Source organism: Vibrio sp. Vb1980 (assembly GCF_033338615.1).
Classification (GTDB): domain Bacteria; phylum Pseudomonadota; class Gammaproteobacteria; order Enterobacterales; family Vibrionaceae; genus Vibrio; species Vibrio alginolyticus.
On sequence record NZ_JAWOSZ010000017.1, the window covers coordinates 1 to 17,645 of the forward strand.

Consider the following 17,645-nt stretch of genomic DNA (forward strand, 5'->3'; position numbering starts at 1 on the left):
TTCAATGCTAAGAGATGGTGTTATGTGGGATACAGATAGCCTCAAAAATTAACTATTGACGCCATAGTCTCTTGTTAGGCGACATTTCTACGTTTAACTTCTTTCTCATACGAAGATTCGTTGTATAACCAGATAGCCCAAAATGTGAAAAACATCCCGATCGTGTAAATTGAGTAATTAAGAGCATTATCCGATAAGAAAATCGTAATGCTTGCCGCATTAGAAGATGGGTAAAGGAAAGTAACATTAAAAATCATGTACAAAATGGCTGTGACGAAAGTGGTTCTAAAAAGCCAATTTAAACATCCTTTCTTTCGAGATTTTTGCCAATTATCAAATGCTTTACCATTCATTAATCCACTCCTTTTCTGTTAACTGAAGCTAGATTCACGCCAAGATACTACCCACTAGTCTATCGTTTGTCTCATGTCGCCTAACGCTTTCTATATGGCGAGATGCCGTATTTATACGTTGATTTATGCCTATTTAATATTTCATGGTCAACATAAGATCAAAGGCTTAAAACGATTTTTGAATGTTAGACGGCAACATGTAGCTTAATGTGATGAGTTGAATTTAACGTAATGTCACTTTGTGCGCATCAAGCCAAAGCCTAATCTTGAGGCAATCCTTTTAGCTAGCGCTATCTTAACCGAAGCGCTAGCTCTCCCAAACTCACTTTGCCATACAAAAAGTAATTTATGAATTGCTAATTTAAGTAGATGCTCTAGCTGATTTCTGTCCAGAAGCGACTTACCAATCCAATTAAAATTTCACTCTCACCGCATAACTATTATTAACGTCACATGAGTTATATTTGGGTAAATTACGACTGATTGAAATCGCAAATTTGTTAGACGAAACCAATAATGGGGCATTTCTGTGTTTCATGCCCCATCAGCAAGCCTCTAGATATAAGTTTTCCTGAGCATCGTTTCTTTAACGTCACACAGAAGGGTGATTTACCATCCACGAATGCAACTGCTGGGCTTTATTTAGTGCGATACTAATTTCTTCCAATACTGAGTCAAAACTCTGTTCTGCGATTGATATTTGAGGTAATGGTGTTTCTATGTTTACTGATTTTCCCGACTTTATGATTCGATATCCACTACGTTCCAAACCTTCAAATTGACTTTTGATATCGGCTTTGTTGCTTAAATCGATGGAACTAAATCAAGAAGCTACGATCTGATCGGCTACACCCATTAATCGTCGTAGCCTCATGCCTAAACCTCGTTACAAAACAACTAACTGGACGCAGTACAACAAAGCCTTAATAAACCGTGGCTCTCTGACCTTTTGGATTGATGAGGAAGCGATAGCCGAGTGGAAGCAAAACAAACAAGGCAAGCGCGGCAGACCTCGCCAATTCAGCGACTTAGCCATTACTACTGCACTGATGGTGAAACGCATATTCTCTATGCCGTTGAGAGCACTGCAAGGATTTCTAGACTCGGTATTTAAGCTGGCTAACATCCCGCTAGTTTGTCCCCACTACACCTGTATAAGCCGTCGAGCTAAGGAAGTTGAGGTTTCATTTAAAACTAAAACCAGAGGTGCGATACAACACCTAGCCATTGATGCCACTGGCCTCAAGGTTTATGGCGAAGGCGAATGGAAGGTCAAGAAGCATGGTACTGACGGGAAGCGTAGGGTTTGGAGTAAGCTGCATATCGCAGTAGATACTAGCACCCACGAAATAGTCGCAGCAGAGCTGAGCTTATCTAACGTAACCGATGCCGAAGTACTTCCCAACTTGCTTAAGCAGACACGCCGTAAAATCATTGAGATATCAGGCGATGGTGCTTATGACACAAGGAATTGCCATGATGCCATACGGCTCAAGCGAGCTGTTCCGCTCATTCCGCCACGAGAAGGGGCAGCCTTCTGGGAACGAGGACATCCTCGCAACTTAGCAGTGGGTTGCCAGAAGCTCTACGGCTCTAACAAGAAATGGAAAAAGCGGTATGGTTATCATAAGCGCTCGCTCTCAGAGACAGCAATGTATCGGGTAAAACAGTTGTTAGGTGGGAAATTAAGCCTGAGGGACTACAACGCTCAAGTTGGTGAGACTTACGCTATGATCAAAGCGCTGAACAAGCTTACAGGGCTAGGTATGCCTGAAACTCAGTATGTTGTTTAAGAACTGAACAACATGGGGCTACCATGTCTTCTCATCGAATTAAGCAACAAAGCCTGTTGTTTTGTTCGAGTCATAAGTAAGAGTCCTGTTTATAGTTATGTACACAAACTTTGTGTGGGCAAATCTGACACAGAAGAGCACTCTCGAAAATCGAACAAGGAAATTTATGAGCGTTCGAGCACAAGTTTGTTAATGTCAAACTCGTTTTTTGTTAATTGGCGCATCATTTTGATCATTTCATCAGTAGGGTTAGTTTTTATCGCGCCATTTTCTAATCAAGAAAACCCTAATAAACTGAGCAATTGCTTATTAAACAAGGCATCATACGTTTTCATTTACCAACAACGTTCTTGACTCCGCTTGCACATCAGACCAGCTCGTTAGCGAATTTATTCCTGTTTTCATCGATTTACATGTAACAAATATGTGCCTAACCCTGTTAAATACCAGCAACATTGTTGGTTAATTTCTCCACACCCACACGAAACAATCACCAAAACTATCAATTTAACGCTCGTTCGCGCTTTTGTGAGCAATATATCGAACGTAAATGATAAAAAAAAACATACTAGTTGTAAGTTTATTAAAGTTGCATAAGGTAAAGGTCATGACGGCTTATCAACGAATGGAAACCGACGTTGTCATCATTGGCGGCGGCGCGACCGGCACAGGCATCATGCGAGACTGCGCATTGCGAGGCATCGCGTGCATTCTGTTAGAGAAAGATGACATCGCCTCCGGCACCACGGGTCGTAACCACGGCTTGCTGCACTCTGGTGCGCGCTATGCCGTCACTGATGCAGAATCGGCCAAAGAATGCATTCAAGAAAACCAAACGCTCAAACGCATCGCTCGCCATTGTGTGGAAGCGACTGACGGCCTATTCATTACCCTGCCTGAAGACGAACTCAGCTTTCAAGACACCTTTATTCAGGCTTGCGGCAATGCCGGTATCGAAGCGACCCGTTTAACGCCAAAAGAAGCACTCGCGCTCGAACCGAACGTGAACCCGGCGCTGATCGGTGCGGTGAAAGTGCCCGACGGCACGCTGGATCCGTTCCGTTTATGTGCCTCGAACGTCCTTGATGCCAAAGAGCACGGCGCGCGCATGTTCAACCGCACCATCGTCACCAGTTTGATTCGCCAAGGCGATACCATACTCGGTGTACGCTGTTTGCAATTGGGCACCAACCAACAGTTTGAAATCTTTGCCAAAGAAGTGATCAACGCCGCGGGCATTTGGGGACAACATATCTGCGAATATGCCGACCTCAACATCAAGATGTTCCCTGCCAAAGGCTCGCTGTTGATCCTCGATTACCGCATCAATAACTTGGTGATCAACCGTTGCCGTAAACCTTCCGATGCCGACATTCTGGTGCCCGGCGACACCATTTCACTTATCGGCACCACGTCCGAACACATTGATTACGACCAGATCGACAACTTGCACGTCACCGAACGTGACGTGGATGTGCTGTTGGCAGAAGGCGCGAAACTTGCGCCGATCATGGCCAATACGCGCGTACTGCGTGCCTACGCGGGGGTACGTCCTTTGGTTTCGGTAGATGACGATGGCAGTGGCCGGAATATCAGCCGCGGCATCGTTTTGCTCGATCACCAAGAGCGCGACGGCCTCAAAGGCCTCACCACCATTACCGGCGGCAAACTGATGACCTACCGCTTAATGGCGGAATGGGCGACCGACTTAGTGGCGAAGAAACTGGGCAACACTCAGGCGTGCGAAACCCACACGCGCCCACTGCCGGGGTCAAACGAAACGCCAAAAGCCATCAAGAAAACCGCCAGCATCGCCAAACCGGTGTATGAATCCGCCATTTATCGCCATGGTGAACGCGCCACGCAATTCTTGTCTGACGATGCCAAGAGCCAAGCGATTATTTGTGAATGTGAAATGGTCACTGCGGGCGAAATTGAATACGCGATTAAACAGCTCGACGTCAACAACTTGGTCGATCTGCGCCGCCGCACTCGCTTAGGCATGGGCCCTTGTCAGGGCGAACTGTGCATCTACCGTGCGGCCAGCCTGTTTTCCGAATATGGTCAGGTCGATGGCTGTCAATCGAGTGAATTGTTGGTCGATTTTCTAGAAGAGCGCTGGAAAGGCATCAAACCCATTTTCTGGGGTGATGCGCTGCGCGAAGCGGAATTCAGCTATTGGATTTACGAAGGATTACTCGGTGCCAGCGACCTGCCCCAGCCCGCTCAATCAGAACACCCTCAAGCAGAACAACAAAAACAGGAGGCGGAATTATGATGCATTATGATGTGGCCGTGATCGGCGGGGGCATTGCGGGTTATACCGCTGCAATTCGCAGCCTGCAAGCTGGCAAAAAAACCGTGCTCATCAATCAGGGTCAAAGCGCGTTACATTTCTCTTCCGGCTCCATTGATGTGCTGGCGAAATTACCAGATGGCAGCGCGGTCACCCACCCGTTTGATGCCCTCGACGCATTACAGCAACAAGCGCCGTCCCATCCGTACAACACGGTGGGTCGTAGCACGCTGCAAAAAGGGCTGGAATGGTTTCGTCAAACGCTCGCCACCGCGAACGTGCCGCTATCGCATCAAGATGATTTGGCCAATCACGGGCGCATCACGCCGCTTGGCACACTCAAAGCGACTTGGCTATCGCAGCCATTTGTTTACCAACACCGCCAAGAAGTTTCGTTTGAGCGTATTGTGGTGGTTTCGATCGATGGCTATCGCGATTTTCAGCCACAAATGCTGAAAGATAACCTTCACCAGCATCCCGATTTTCAAGGTGTGCCGATTCACACGGTCACCCTGTCGATTCCGGGGTTTGACGGATACCGCCGCAACCCAAATGAGCTGCGCTCAATCGACATTGCACGTTTGCTAAAACACGATGCCGCGTGGACCGCGCTATGCGATGGTTTGATGCGTGCAGCCAATCGCAACGACTTGGTGATCATGCCCGCGATCATGGGCAACGGCGATGGCCTAACGCTGCTAACGAAGCTACGCGACACCACGCAACTGCAATTTCACGAAGTGCCGACCATGCCACCATCGCTGCTGGGTATTCGCATTGAAGAGGCGCTCAGTCGCACCTTCCTGCTGCTGGGTGGCATTCACCTCAAAGGCGACAAAGTGGTCAACGGCACGTTTGACGGCGAGCGTCTGGTTAGCCTGCAAACGCAAAACCTGCGCGACATGGCCATCAGCGCCGACAACTACATCATGGCAACCGGCAGCTATTTCAGCCAAGGGTTGCATGCCGAGCAACACGCCATCCAAGAACCGATCTTTGGCTTGCAAGTGACGCATAAACCAGCACGCGTTGAGTGGCGCAATCCGGCCTTCTTTGCCGACCGTTCACACCCTTTTATGGCATTCGGTGTCGAAACCAACGCGCAATTGAACCCACAGCGCAGCGGCGTCACCATTAAAAACTTGTACTGCTGCGGCTCCATGTTGTCGGGATACGATCCCGTGTTTGAAGGGTGCGGTGGCGGCGTCGCGATTGGCACCGCCTACCACGCCATCATGCAATGCCTAGAACCTCAATTGTCAGCGTCTCACCCTAACCCATTCGATCAGGAGGTGCTCGCATGAACGCGCCATTTTCAAAAGCTGCTCCTCTGAATACCAGCTTTGACCAATGTATTAAATGCACCGTCTGCACGGTGTACTGCCCCGTGGCAAAAGCCAACCCAGATTACCCAGGCCCGAAACAGTGCGGGCCGGATGGCGAGCGCCTGCGCATTAAAAACCCGGAATATTACGACGAAGCGCTTAAATACTGCACCAACTGCAAACGCTGCGAAACCGCGTGTCCTTCTGGGGTGAAAATCGGCGACATCATCGCCGTCGCGCGGGGTAAACATGGCAAGAAACCGCTCAATCCGAAACTGATGCGTGACTACGTGCTGAGCCACACCGACCTGTTCGGCTCACTGGCCACGCCATTTGCACCAGTGGTGAACTTCGCCACATCGATGCCATTGGTGAAAAAAATCATGCACAAAACCATCGGCGTGCATGACCACAAAGCGTTGCCGAAATACTCGCACGGCACGTTCCGTCGCTGGTTTAAACAAAATTGCACCAGCCAGCCGCTGTATCAGCGCCAAGTCACCTACTTTCATGGCTGCTACGTCAACTACAACCACCCACAATTGGGCAAAGATCTGGTGAAGGTGTTGAATGCGATGAATATTGGCGTGCGCTTGCTGAACAACGAGAAATGCTGCGGCGTGCCTTTGATTGCCAACGGTTTTCATGACAAAGCGCGTAAAAACGCATTGCTGAACGTGAAGAACATGGAAACTGCGGTCAATGAATATCACACCAAAGTGATTTCAACCTCCTCAACTTGCTCGTTCACGCTGCAACAGGAATACCCGCATGTGCTCGGCGTCGACAACAGCCAAGTGTCCAACGACATTGAATACGTCACGCGCTTCCTGCTGAAAGAGTTTATGAATGGCAATGCGCCGAAAATGAAACCGGTCAACCTCAAAGTGGTTTATCACACGCCTTGTCACTTGGAACGCAGTGGCAACGTGATGTTTACCATTGAGTTACTGCGCATGATTCCGGGCCTAGAACTGATTGTCCTCGATAGCGAATGCTGCGGTTTGGCGGGCACCTATGGCTTTAAAGAAGAGAACTATGACGTGTCGATGAAAATCGGCTCGCACCTGTTTGACTCGATCAAAGCCTCCGATGCAGATTTTGCGATCACCGACTGCGAAACCTGTAAATGGCAAATCGAAGAGAACACCGCGCTGGAAACCATTCACCCGGTCAGCTTGCTGGCGCAAGCACTGGCTTAGTCTTCCAACCCCAAAAAGGCGTCTTCAAAGAAAGTCGTTTCAACGCTCAACGTACAAAAAAGCGGGCATTGCCCGCTTTTCTTCTGTCACTTTCGCTTTTCGTTTGCTGCTGTCTATCGCACCACAGCATGGCGAAGGCTGTCGACCTAACGAATGGTCACGTCAGATAAGCGATACCAGCCCGACGCCTGCAACCCTTCATTGGCCAGATTCACTTCTGCCTCAGCATGGCGATCGACCAAAGCCAACTCAAGGTAGTAATGGCCGGTGGGGATCGTTTCAGGCAAAGTGAAACTGCTGGAGGTCGCGTGTTCACCCGGCAGCCAACGCATGACATCTGCGGTTGAGACGTTGAAAAACGCGGTTTCTTCGTCCTCATTCACCAATCGATACGCCAGATAATGGTGCTGATACGGTGGCGCGTTCCCTTCGTTCACAAGCAAGGCCTGAACCGTCATGGTCGCGCCCGGCGTCAATTCAGCAGGGTGCACCAGTGTGTCTACACGCAGACGATAGCCAATTTGAGCCAACGCATCGTCCAACAAATCACGATACTGAGTCGGCACCACGTGCGATTTCAGGTTCAATGTCGAAGCGTGCTGCGCAATCGCCCAATCCAAGCTTTCTGGTATGGCTACCAATCTGCAAAATCAGCTTGGAAAGGTTCAAGTCACCTAGAGTTGGAAAATTCGGACATTGCCCAGAGTTGGTTAAAAGTCGTTTTAATGGCGATGGCTATCACTTTTTTAAATCCACATGTATATCTGGATACGGTGGTGATACTCGGGGGCGTGACTGCTCAAATGGAACCTGATGAAAAACTATTGTTTGTTATAGGGGCACTGATCGCATCAGGGGGCTGGTTTTATGGATTAGTGTATTTGGCTAACAAGTTGATCCCACTTTTTAGTAAGCCAAGAACATGGCGAATTTTAGATTCTGCGATTTCATGCATCATGTGTGGTATTGCATTGAAGCTGGCAGCACCTTTGTTTAGCCAATACATATAGAGCGTCGCGATGAAGCTGCATTTCTATTAACTAAATTGCTCCTGTTAGATTGGACACTGAGTTTCCATACCAGAAGTTATTCGTCCTTTGCTAATTTAAGTAAATACTCTAAACCATTTCTGTCCAAAAGTTTGCTACAGCGCATGTGATTGTAGTTAAATGCGCTGGCTATGGAGTTCTGAGTAGGGTGATTTATTGCTTTTCAACGTAAATCGCTTGACCACTAACAGTTTGTTCAGATATTGGGATCAAGTACTGATAGTCGGTACCTTGTCCACCTAACATTACAGAGTTATTGCTACCTGTTGCTCCTAGTAAAACCCCATTTGCTCCAAGTTTTGCGGCCTGTTTTTTCAACTCCTCAATTGCATAGTCAATTGACCCTTGATTTGTTAAACCTGCATCACTTGAAGCATTAACTAAAGCAATTGTGTCATATGACTCTGGCGGTTCGATATAGAGGCGTACGTTTTCTGGGGCGATGGGTTCTCTCGCCTCTCCAACTAAAATTGAAGACCCTGAAGCACATCCTGTGAGTGCGAGGATGAACGCAAGTAAAAGTGATTTATAGATTCTCATTTTTAACTATTGATAAACGACTATTGAAGCGAACCATTATACAGTTTATGGTACAGTTTATGGTCAGAATCATGAGAAAAAGTAGCGATGGCCTCTTGCGTTGATAAGGATCACCTAATCGACTTAAACACGGAAAGGGGCATAAATTTGTTAGCTCGAATCGCACAGAGACACAACTGCGTCGTTCTTCGCATTACCTCTGACATGCAAAGTGGCATAGAGAAAGTGGCAAATTTTATTGTCTTCCGGCAATAAGAAACTAGTTCGTGATCTGTTTCGAGTGTACCGAATCGGTACAGTTGAATTAAATCAATAAGTTAAAGATAAATTTGAAGCTCATATTTACGGTTTAGTGATGAAAAAATTACACACTCAAAGCGGCCTTAGTTCAGAATTGGTGGGCAAGACACTTTCACCAGCAGCATAGGATTAAAGACCTAGATGAGTGTGTCCGATTTGGTACAGTTGAATTAAATCAAAAGCTTAATAGGAAAATTGCAGAGCTTGCCGAGGGACCACCGAAAAGAAAGGAAAGTGAACACTGCGAGAACGATCAGAAAAGTGAACACTGAGAGAATGTTCAGAAAGTACGGCCAAACCTAAAGACACCAAGGGATTAACACCGCTCAATAGCCAGCGAAAGAAGCCAAAAAGCGCGAAACAATCAAACTATTCGCGTTCTACGAGTTTAAGTGCCGTTATGCATGATGTTCAATCAAATAGAGGGCGCATTTAGCCGACACATCCACCAGCGGTTCGGGGAGCGCTTGCATTAGCAATTACATATATGCGCGCAACGGGGCGCAAGAGATCGCTAAAGATATTTTCAATAAATACTCTTAGGGCATATGGAGTAAAAGTTAAACTTGAAACTCCATAATACGTTATCGTTGACTTTCATTCCTCGGCTACAGGTAGGTTAATAAAATGGGGATGCGCCTTATATGGGATATGGTCTTATTGATGTTGGTCGTACAACGGCAAACACAGCAGTACTAGGTCTTTCAGACCTGAACAAGCAGGAACAGCAGCGTAAATCAACAAATAAACAACTAAAAGCGCAGTACAAAAACGGCATTGTTTCCGGCGCTGGTGCTGGTGCCGCTGTAGGGGCTTTGGCTTCTGGTCCTGCTGCACCAATTGGAGCAGCCGTTGGTGCCGTTATTGGCGGCCTAGCTGCTTCATTGTTTTAAGGGTTTAAATTGATGATGGATGTAATCGGTAGCTTTAACTGGCTTGGAAGTCAGGATGACTTTTCATTTTAGTATTACCCTAAGTATTACCACCATAAAACCCAAAAACTTAAACCAATAAATAACAACAAGTTAAGGGCACAACTCAGATGCCGCCAGCCCACCAAACGTTTGGAAAAGGCCACCTTCGGGTGGCCTTTTTTGTATCCAACCAACTGCAATTCAATAACTTAATCTCATACTTTCATCTCACTCTGTCTCAAGATATATCATTATATCTTGCATCTTTTTTACCCAATATTTTACCCTATGAATAAGTGCTAACTTCTGTTGGGTAAAAAAATGGGTAGAAAGACTAAGCCACTTACTAAGTTTGAAATAGACAATACTAAGCCAAGAGAGAAGGAGTACACTCTTTCAGATGGACATGGCCTTCAACTCAGAATCATGCCAAATGGCAAAACGAAATCATGGCGTCAACTTTACAGTCATCCAATAACAGGAAAGCCTCAGAAAATCACATTAGGAACATATCCCGAACTTAGCCTAGCTAATGCACGAAAAAAGTCGTCTAACATCCGTAGTTTAGTAGTCCAAGGAATAGACCCTAAAGAGTATGCAAAAACCAAAGTGCTTGAGCATGACGCAAGATACAAAAATACCTTACTGAAAGTCGCGAAAGAGTGGATTGAAGTAAAAAGGAGTCAAGTGTCAGATGAGCACGCTAACGACATCTGGCGTTCTCTTGAGCTTCATGTATTTCAAAACCTTGGTAATACACCCATTGCTGATTTGACTCCTCCAGACGCCATTAAAACACTTAAACCTTTGGCTTCGAAAGGATCTCTAGAGACAGTAAAGAGAGTAGCTCAGCGACTAAATGAGATAATGGTTTTTGCGGTAAATACTGGATACATTCAAGACAACAGACTAAAAACAATTAAAGCAGCCTTCACTCCCCCTAAGAAAAAGAACCTACCAGCACTAGAACCAAGCGAGCTGCCAGAGCTTATGCATAAAATAGCGAATGCCAACATAAAGTTACTAACTCGCTATCTCCTTGAGTTTCAACTTCATACAATGGTTAGACCAAGAGAAGCTGCTTTTGCAAAGTGGGATGAAATTGATTTTGTAAATGAAGTCTGGACAATCCCTGCATCTCGAATGAAGATGAAAAAGAGCATAAAGTTCCTTTAAGCGAAGAAGTGATCGTTCTACTAGATAAAATAAGCGAAATCTCAGGGTTAAGAGAGTATATCTTTCCCGCAGATAGGAATCCTAAGAGCCATATGAATGAACAAACTGCGAATGCAGCCTTAGCTAGAATGGGTTTTAAAGGTAGAACTGTAGCTCATGGCTTCCGAGCACTTGCCAGTACAACTCTAAACGAGCAAGGCGTGTATCCTCCCGATGTTATTGAGAAAGCTTTATCACATGGTGATACAGACAAAGTCCGTGAAGCATATAATAGGAGTGATTATTTTAAGCTCAGAACTGAAATGATGCAGTGGTGGAGTAGCCATATTGTTGAAGCCTCAAAGGGGTACTGTTCAGCAACTGTAGTGAACTTATAAAACAAGTTAACAAGAAGCCTAATGCGTTGTTTAGAAACAAGCTCAAACTAAAGCTATCGTCGTTTCTGAACTACGAATTAGTATATACTGCGAGCATATGATCTTAATCGATGTTCTAAGAATAGCAGATAGCTCATCTGCTCTACATTCCTCATCCAAAATACGCCATACATAGCAATACAACCAATTTCATTTGATATCTTAGGGTAACTATCATAACCTTCTGTAAAATAAGGTATTGATGAGAATTATCAAATGGGAGCTATGATTCGTACTATCTTGAAGTTTGGGCTTGGTTTGTCTGGACTATCAGCACTATTTTTCTTCATGTTGATGAAGCAATGGTTATCGGTTCCTGTGTTTGAAGCCTTGACACCAGATCAAACCTTCTATGCACTAATTGCTTCCTTAGCCGCTATTTTTCTTTTTTTCTTGATATTGTTATCAATTAACTCTTCTAGCAAAGGTATTTCAGCAACTAGCTCAGGTAGTGGACACTCCGTAATTACTACAGGAAAAAACAGTAAAGTTGATATAGGTAAATAGTAATGGAGCTAGGCAGCACAGCAGCAACAACCACAGGGCTTGGTCATGCTATTGTTACTAAGGGCAACAACAGCCCAGTCAATATAACTGCACTCGCAAGAATACCTTCAGTTTTAACACCATTACTTGAAGGAATACTCGAAAGCTACGACCCGATGGCAACAGAGCCTAGTGATGATCATGTGATTCCGCCAAAAACAGAAGATAAAATGAGGTTTAACGATTTAGAACTATATTCCGAAGATATTCGAGAAGCTGCTGGTTTTATGTCAATTGTCGAATCTTCAATAACTTCTATAGAATCCAATTCCATCGATGCTAGCAAGAGATTTTTATGGGCAATAAATAAGAGATATAAAAAAGTCAAAAAGGAAGTATTGTTAGAGAGTGGACTTACTAAATTTGACGAAGAATCCGTACTTAAATATACAAGATGCAAATCTGACCTTATATTTCAGCGAGTAATTAATGATTTCTGTGATGAGATACACACTCCAAAACCATTTGAAAAAGAAACAATTGAAGCGTCGATATTTCTAATAGTTGTATATGGTTTTATTAATTGCAAGATATTGGAAAGACCAACAACATGATTATAAGCAACAGTCAGTCACAAAAATTAAGTTTGATAGTTATAGGCGCTAATATTCTAGCTATACTATCATCAGAAAAAAATAATAACGCATGTCCACTATCGGTATTTGACTTATATATAGAAAAATTCAACGACATCACATTTACATACTTTTCCTATGGCTTAGACTGGCTTTTTATATGTGGCGCAATAGAAATTGACAATGATGGAAATATCATCAAATGCAACTAGTAAACTTAACAATAAAGAATATGGACAACATTATACGTGATATAACGTTTAATGAGGGAATTAACATTATCACTAATTCTGGTCCCGACGGAAATCAAGTTGGTAAAAGCTCTGTTCTAAGGGCAATTAAGTTTTGCTTGGGATCATCTGGAGAGAGCCTTTGGCAAGATCCCGATTCTGGGACAACAAACCAAGTAGTAAAGGAAGCTCTAGTTAGCGGTCAAATAAAGTTTTATCTTACGATAAAAAAAGGTTCTACTAATATAATCATTGAACGTTCTCTTTTATCAAAAAAAAGGCAGAACATATAGACTTGGAAAAATAAACGGTATTTCTTATAACTCAGCCAATAAATTCAAAATTAAGATAGCAGAATTATTCAACCATAATGTAGAACAGCCAACTATAAATACAATATTTAATAGATTCTTCAGGCTAAATAAGCCTACAGTAAATGACCCTTATAAGTTTAATAATACATACACGTCCAATGACATGTATAGTCTCATATATTCTTACTTATTAGGATTCTCCGGCCATGAGTTTTTAGAAAAAGACTATGAGTATAAAATAGAAATAAAATCTCTTGAAGAAAGAAAACGTTCTCTTCTAAATGGCGAGGAACTCATCTTTTATTATGACCGACTTGGAGCTATAGATGATAGAATTTCTAACTTACAAGCTAATGAAGATGCATATGAACTACAAGGCGTACATGAAAGTGTACTTATAAAACTTAAAAATGCTCGTTCAAATATTTCCATACTCTCAACGAAGATTGCGAACATAGATGTACAACTTACGTATAACCAGCGTACGATTGATGAATATAAATCTAAGTCTTACGATTATGACTACAGTGTTATATCCAGAATTTATCAAGAAGCATCAGTATTAATCCCAAATTTAGAAAAAACCTATGAACAATCTGTTGATTTTCACAATTCAATTCTGAGTAGAAAAATTGAATATGTTAGCGAAAGAATGTCTTCTCTAAATCATCAGTTAGAATATCTAAAAGATGAACTTAATTTTTATCTATCCGAAGAAAAAAACATTTTCAAGTCTCTAACTTCACAATCAAATTTGGGTTCATTTTTATTAGTAGCAAAAGAAATTCAGTTAGAAAGAGAAGAGAGAGGCAAGGTTAGCTACGTAATTAGTGAAATAAAAGACATTGACAATAGCTTGATAAATATTGAAGAAAAGAGGAAGATTAATTCAAAAATATTATCTAAACACATTGAAAATTTCGAATTAAAACTTAACTCTTTAAACAAAGCTTGTAAAACTATAAGCAAAGCTACTTTTAAAGATTTTAACTTATTCTTTGCTTCAAATTTTGATGAGAATCAAAAAGAGCTTAAGTTCTCAATAGTGAACTTAAATAGACTTTTTGGTGATGGTTCTCCGAGAGCTGCTTCCATGTGTATTGATATGTCTTTCGTAAAATACGCGAAAGACAATAGTCTAAATCTACCTTACTTCACCCTTCAAGATTACCTAGAGTCTACAGATGAAGATAAACTTGAGAGCCTATTCAATACAGCAAAATCTCAATCTATTCAAACTATCGTATCCATTCTTAATGATAAGCTACATAAGTTGAATATTAATTTAACTGAGGAAAAACCCGTTCTGGTTTTATCAAAACAAGATAAATTCTTTGGCTTATAAAACAAGAAAGGCTAATATTTGTTTATGCTTTAAACATTACTAGCCTTTCATTTTCACTAACAATCAAGGAGTTTGTAGTGTTCTATATAAAGTATACACTATAACCATTAAAAAACACTAAGTTATAAATATACAAAGCTATACAAGCATGGTTTTTATATTATTCTCTTACACTTTTATTTCATCTAAAAACATCATCGTAATATCTAAACAAGAAGGCACTTCTCTTTAACCTGTGCATCAAACATAGTATATCAACAGTTTCTGGAAGATTTAGCCTATACTTTTTAGTCCTAATTTTTTTGTAAATAAAGTCATAATAGTCTAAAACTCGAAAAGATGATAATTTGTATATGTAGCTTACTTGTCTATATGGATTTCTTATAGGTTGCTTACGCACCGGCCTTGCTTCTCTGTGCTTTTTAATATGCTTTTTTTGCTGATTTCCAATTCTTTTTCTGAATTCACGCATCGCCTTTTTATTATGGTTAGTCTCGACATATATGAAATGAACGTGTAGCAACCACACTGAGCACTCTTCGTGAAAATCTAGCTCTACTGCACCAACAATTGGCCCATGCACATTAGAGCGTCTAAGAGTTTGTGCCCACCTAGCCTTGGCATTTCTTGTTATGTCATCATATAGATCCTCACGTCTAACAGATCGCGAATAATCAATGACAGTTAACACTCGACAAGGGACGTCAAGCTTCTTAATTTTTTTAACCAGTGAGTCAACTCTAGCTACCTTATAGCGATGATTGCATATTTTACATGCAGCGCTATTGCAAGGAATATTGTGTTCAGCACATTGATACAATAACTTGCCCAAATTGTGTGCTTCTTCCTTACCACTGCATAGAAGCATTCGGCTTCTCTCGAAATTCTCTTCCACACAATCTTTGAAAGTCTCAAACCATGCCAAGTCAGTAATCGAACGGGTCATATTCACCTCCTGACTTGGTTTCTCTGAGTTCTTCGCTAGGTAAGTCGTCAATCCATGCAATGAGATCTTGAATTTTCCAACGTAGGATCTTCTTTTTACCTGTTGGGTATTTACCTTGAGGAAACTTCCCCTCTTCTCTCAGCCTATTTAGTGTTGCTCTTGATAACGACAATGCCTCAGCGGCTTCATCAAGGGTATACAACAATTTCGTTATTTCGATACTCATGATTTTTACCTATTCAAATGGGTCATGAGCGGAATTACTGTTGTATTTCCTCGATCTCGTTGTTTTCTCTTTTTTATCCCACTTATTTGTGAGACTCACGGTTAAATCATTTAATATCAAAAATTAACTGGTATCACTTTTCTTCCAAAATCGTGAGTCTCACGCGCAAAAATTTCTGAAAATCAATTAGAATGACATTTTCAAGTCAGGCTAGAGAGCTGTAATGGGCGATTCAAAAGATTCAGAAGTAAAGCGGTATGAAAGAGAAAAAAGTACAGATCGTCAAAGGGATATGGCAGACAAAAGACGAGAGTCAGGTTGGAAAGGCTATCGCTTGCAATTTTCCAAGTCAGACTACGCTAAAATTCAAAAATTGGGGAAGAAGTTAAAATACGATATACCGGACGTAAAAGCCTCACTGATTGATATATCTTCTATTGTTAGCCACAGCTTAACGGTAGCTTGCATACATGAAGGATTGTCAGATAAGGATCTACCCAAAACTTCCCAACAAAGGTTGTACCGCCAGCGATTAAAAGAAGTGATAAGACACAGAATCAAGAAAGAAATTAGATGTCGAAAACTTCAAAAAGATGCTGACGAAACCGAGATTTTAGAACTTGTGGCTGAGTTCATGAATAATTCAGGATATACCCTTCCAGTTGTCAGCCACAAAACAAAAATGAAGGTCCCTGAAGAACAACGAGACTCTTGGTGTGTAGCTTGGATTAAAGCTTTAGTAACTAAACAGCGATAGTTCCATCGCTTAATCTTAAATCTATCGGTATGATTTTTTCTAATCTTTATCTCTTAAGCTGAAGCAGGTCATATCATTTCTACCCAATTAAGTACCCAACACAAAAAAACAAAACGATTTTTTCCCATTATTACATATACATACAACATGAATTCAAGAGACGCCAGCCCAAACGTTTGGAAAAGGCCACCTTCGGGTGGCCTTTTTTGTATCAACTAAAATAGTCTCTTTTTTCAAACATTCATGCTTTCTGAAATCTTACTACATAGATTACCGCATACCTTTGGCCCATGTAGGTTTACAAACTCGTTGAGTATTAATCAGTAAACAAGAAGTTCATAAGTACTAATCAAAAAGGCAGAGAGCATGGTACTAAAAGCCCTGCAACTTAAAAGTTTTCTGCTTACCTATCCTTTCTAAGAGATAACTAGATCTAAGTCTAAAGCCTATACTCATCTCCCTCGATGAATTGATTGATGCATTCATTGTTAGTCCCTACTCGCTTGTTTCATTACAACTCTATCGATGTAATGACTACAAATAGTAGTTACAAAAAATAATGTAACTCTAATTACAAAATTAACCTTAGATATTGAATAGAAACACAACATATATAGATTTTTAAATTTCAAAATGAAAGTATTGTTGTGAAAAATTAAGTTGCTGGAATTATTACCGTCATATTAGTGAGCATTGTAATGAATTTTGAAGAAAGTAAATTGAATGACGAACACGTTAATCAATACACACCGAAAATCAATGGTGTGTTAACAAAGAAAGGAAAACCACTTAGTAGCCTGAAGGTTAGCCTTAGTATTGGTTTAAGCACCTCAGGGAAATCAATAGACTTATCAACATTCACAGACAGTACTGGTCGCTTTGAATTTTCTCCAGTCTATGAAAATAAAAACATCATAAGCACTCCTCTTATTGAGCACTATGTAACTATTGTTTTAGTCGCAGAACTCAGTAATGATGAAAGTACTATTATTTGGGAAGGAAGCTTTGATGGTTATAAAATAGAGGATTACGTAAAAAATAACATGGCTAACCTTTCTTGTGACACTGAGAACCCTCTTAAGTACTTTGCTTTTTCAATTGATGATGAAGAAAACGATGACTACTACGTGAACAGTCAATGTAACTTATTTGGTTATATAGACTCTGACTTGTATGGAAATTAAATAATGCACTCATGATGCAACTCCAGTTCCTATGTCTCCTCTTTGGCCATTTACTCACGGTGGTATTGAGTATCGGCTAGATGGAAGTTCTGGCATCTACTTCTGCGCTCATGGACTAGGAAAAAAATCTGTTCCGGGTTATGTCAATACCGCTACAA

At 42.0% G+C, this 17,645-nt stretch carries 17 protein-coding genes and 1 pseudogene; 13 read left to right on the forward strand and 5 right to left on the reverse strand.

Translation table 11 applies throughout. The features are described from left to right. Positions 1-74 precede the first annotated feature (74 nt). The gene (locus R7F64_RS19820; protein ID WP_017633714.1) at positions 75-353 is read right to left on the reverse strand and encodes a hypothetical protein; all 279 of its coding nucleotides are present in this window, start codon (positions 351-353) and stop codon (positions 75-77) included. 872 nt (positions 354-1,225) lie between these two features. Here R7F64_RS19820 and R7F64_RS19825 point away from each other — a divergent pair. From R7F64_RS19825 to glpC, 4 genes are all read left to right on the forward strand, one after another. Next, positions 1,226-2,146, forward strand: coding sequence for an IS5 family transposase (locus tag R7F64_RS19825; protein ID WP_025594252.1), 921 nt, complete (start codon positions 1,226-1,228; stop codon positions 2,144-2,146). Positions 2,147-2,753: 607 nt separating this feature from the next. Continuing rightward, the gene (glpA, locus tag R7F64_RS19830) at positions 2,754-4,424 is read left to right on the forward strand and encodes an anaerobic glycerol-3-phosphate dehydrogenase subunit A (protein WP_025594253.1); all 1,671 of its coding nucleotides are present in this window, start codon (positions 2,754-2,756) and stop codon (positions 4,422-4,424) included. Then, positions 4,421-5,746, forward strand: coding sequence for a glycerol-3-phosphate dehydrogenase subunit GlpB (glpB, locus tag R7F64_RS19835; protein ID WP_318072027.1), 1,326 nt, complete (start codon positions 4,421-4,423; stop codon positions 5,744-5,746). The genes glpA and glpB overlap by 4 nt, the downstream gene beginning before the upstream one ends. Beyond that, positions 5,743-6,969 carry an anaerobic glycerol-3-phosphate dehydrogenase subunit GlpC gene (gene glpC, locus R7F64_RS19840; RefSeq protein WP_004726856.1) on the forward strand — a complete coding sequence of 409 codons (1,227 nt, stop codon included), beginning with the start codon at positions 5,743-5,745 and terminating at the stop codon, positions 6,967-6,969. Before glpB ends, glpC begins: the two co-directional genes overlap by 4 nt. A 146-nt stretch (positions 6,970-7,115) precedes the next feature. Here the strand turns inward: glpC and R7F64_RS19845 are convergent, their stop codons facing one another. Beyond that, a complete protein-coding gene (locus R7F64_RS19845) occupies positions 7,116-7,589 on the reverse strand; it encodes a DUF4832 domain-containing protein (protein ID WP_025594143.1) in 474 nt (157 codons plus the stop codon). On the opposite strand from R7F64_RS19845, the gene R7F64_RS19850 reads away from it, so the two are divergent. Continuing rightward, positions 7,566-7,979, forward strand: coding sequence for a LysE/ArgO family amino acid transporter (locus R7F64_RS19850; protein WP_025594145.1), 414 nt, complete (start codon positions 7,566-7,568; stop codon positions 7,977-7,979). The genes R7F64_RS19845 and R7F64_RS19850 overlap by 24 nt on opposite strands. 192 nt (positions 7,980-8,171) lie before the next feature. Here the strand turns inward: R7F64_RS19850 and R7F64_RS19855 are convergent, their stop codons facing one another. Next, entirely contained in the window at positions 8,172-8,558 is a 387-nt protein-coding gene (locus tag R7F64_RS19855; protein ID WP_065274216.1) for a hypothetical protein, read from the reverse strand. 944 nt (positions 8,559-9,502) lie between these two features. Here R7F64_RS19855 and R7F64_RS19860 point away from each other — a divergent pair. From R7F64_RS19860 to R7F64_RS19880, 6 genes and pseudogenes are all read left to right on the forward strand, one after another. Further along, positions 9,503-9,751 (forward strand): hypothetical protein, encoded by a 249-nt coding sequence (locus R7F64_RS19860; protein ID WP_065274215.1) that lies wholly within the window; start codon positions 9,503-9,505, stop codon positions 9,749-9,751. Between the two features lie 342 nt (positions 9,752-10,093). Continuing rightward, positions 10,094-11,325, forward strand: a pseudogene (locus R7F64_RS19865) (tyrosine-type recombinase/integrase). Between the two features lie 255 nt (positions 11,326-11,580). Beyond that, positions 11,581-11,871 carry a hypothetical protein gene (locus tag R7F64_RS19870; protein WP_318072028.1) on the forward strand — a complete coding sequence of 97 codons (291 nt, stop codon included), beginning with the start codon at positions 11,581-11,583 and terminating at the stop codon, positions 11,869-11,871. 2 nt (positions 11,872-11,873) lie between these two features. Beyond that, on the forward strand, positions 11,874-12,464 hold the full coding sequence (locus R7F64_RS19875) for a hypothetical protein (RefSeq protein ID WP_318072029.1): 591 nt from the start codon (positions 11,874-11,876) through the stop codon (positions 12,462-12,464). Beyond that, on the forward strand, positions 12,461-12,697 hold the full coding sequence (locus R7F64_RS24555) for an ABC-three component system middle component 6 (protein WP_412034471.1): 237 nt from the start codon (positions 12,461-12,463) through the stop codon (positions 12,695-12,697). Before R7F64_RS19875 ends, R7F64_RS24555 begins: the two co-directional genes overlap by 4 nt. Before the next feature lie 270 nt (positions 12,698-12,967). Further along, the gene (locus tag R7F64_RS19880; RefSeq protein ID WP_318072030.1) at positions 12,968-14,374 is read left to right on the forward strand and encodes a DUF2326 domain-containing protein; all 1,407 of its coding nucleotides are present in this window, start codon (positions 12,968-12,970) and stop codon (positions 14,372-14,374) included. Positions 14,375-14,555: 181 nt separating this feature from the next. On the opposite strand, the gene R7F64_RS19885 is transcribed toward R7F64_RS19880, so the two are convergent. Further along, positions 14,556-15,320 (reverse strand): hypothetical protein, encoded by a 765-nt coding sequence (locus R7F64_RS19885; protein ID WP_318072031.1) that lies wholly within the window; start codon positions 15,318-15,320, stop codon positions 14,556-14,558. Further along, a complete protein-coding gene (locus R7F64_RS19890) occupies positions 15,301-15,546 on the reverse strand; it encodes a helix-turn-helix domain-containing protein (protein ID WP_318072032.1) in 246 nt (81 codons plus the stop codon). Before R7F64_RS19890 ends, R7F64_RS19885 begins: the two co-directional genes overlap by 20 nt. A gap of 223 nt (positions 15,547-15,769) precedes the next feature. Here R7F64_RS19890 and R7F64_RS19895 point away from each other — a divergent pair, with 223 nt between their 5' ends. Together R7F64_RS19895 and R7F64_RS19900 are read left to right on the forward strand one after the other, a co-directional pair. Further along, positions 15,770-16,303 (forward strand): hypothetical protein, encoded by a 534-nt coding sequence (locus R7F64_RS19895; RefSeq protein ID WP_318072033.1) that lies wholly within the window; start codon positions 15,770-15,772, stop codon positions 16,301-16,303. A 698-nt stretch (positions 16,304-17,001) separates the two neighbouring features. Then, entirely contained in the window at positions 17,002-17,487 is a 486-nt protein-coding gene (locus tag R7F64_RS19900; RefSeq protein WP_047102125.1) for a DUF6795 domain-containing protein, read from the forward strand. Positions 17,488-17,645 lie beyond the last annotated feature (158 nt).

Excerpts from the sequence above, each read along its gene's own strand:
- R7F64_RS19825 (WP_025594252.1), top strand. The coding sequence starts at position 1,226 with ATGCCTAAACCTCGTTACAAAACAACTAACTGGACGCAGTACAACAAA.
- glpC (WP_004726856.1), top strand. The coding sequence starts at position 5,743 with ATGAACGCGCCATTTTCAAAAGCTGCTCCTCTGAATACCAGCTTTGAC.
- R7F64_RS19870 (WP_318072028.1), top strand. The coding sequence starts at position 11,581 with ATGGGAGCTATGATTCGTACTATCTTGAAGTTTGGGCTTGGTTTGTCT.
- R7F64_RS19855 (WP_065274216.1), bottom strand. The coding sequence starts at position 8,558 with ATGAGAATCTATAAATCACTTTTACTTGCGTTCATCCTCGCACTCACA.
- R7F64_RS19900 (WP_047102125.1), top strand. The coding sequence starts at position 17,002 with ATGAATTTTGAAGAAAGTAAATTGAATGACGAACACGTTAATCAATAC.
- glpB (WP_318072027.1), top strand. The coding sequence starts at position 4,421 with ATGATGCATTATGATGTGGCCGTGATCGGCGGGGGCATTGCGGGTTAT.
- R7F64_RS19875 (WP_318072029.1), top strand. The coding sequence starts at position 11,874 with ATGGAGCTAGGCAGCACAGCAGCAACAACCACAGGGCTTGGTCATGCT.
- R7F64_RS19885 (WP_318072031.1), bottom strand. The coding sequence starts at position 15,320 with ATGACCCGTTCGATTACTGACTTGGCATGGTTTGAGACTTTCAAAGAT.
- R7F64_RS19895 (WP_318072033.1), top strand. The coding sequence starts at position 15,770 with ATGGGCGATTCAAAAGATTCAGAAGTAAAGCGGTATGAAAGAGAAAAA.
- R7F64_RS24555 (WP_412034471.1), top strand. The coding sequence starts at position 12,461 with ATGATTATAAGCAACAGTCAGTCACAAAAATTAAGTTTGATAGTTATA.
- glpA (WP_025594253.1), top strand. The coding sequence starts at position 2,754 with ATGACGGCTTATCAACGAATGGAAACCGACGTTGTCATCATTGGCGGC.
- R7F64_RS19860 (WP_065274215.1), top strand. The coding sequence starts at position 9,503 with ATGGGATATGGTCTTATTGATGTTGGTCGTACAACGGCAAACACAGCA.
- R7F64_RS19890 (WP_318072032.1), bottom strand. The coding sequence starts at position 15,546 with ATGAGTATCGAAATAACGAAATTGTTGTATACCCTTGATGAAGCCGCT.
- R7F64_RS19820 (WP_017633714.1), bottom strand. The coding sequence starts at position 353 with ATGAATGGTAAAGCATTTGATAATTGGCAAAAATCTCGAAAGAAAGGA.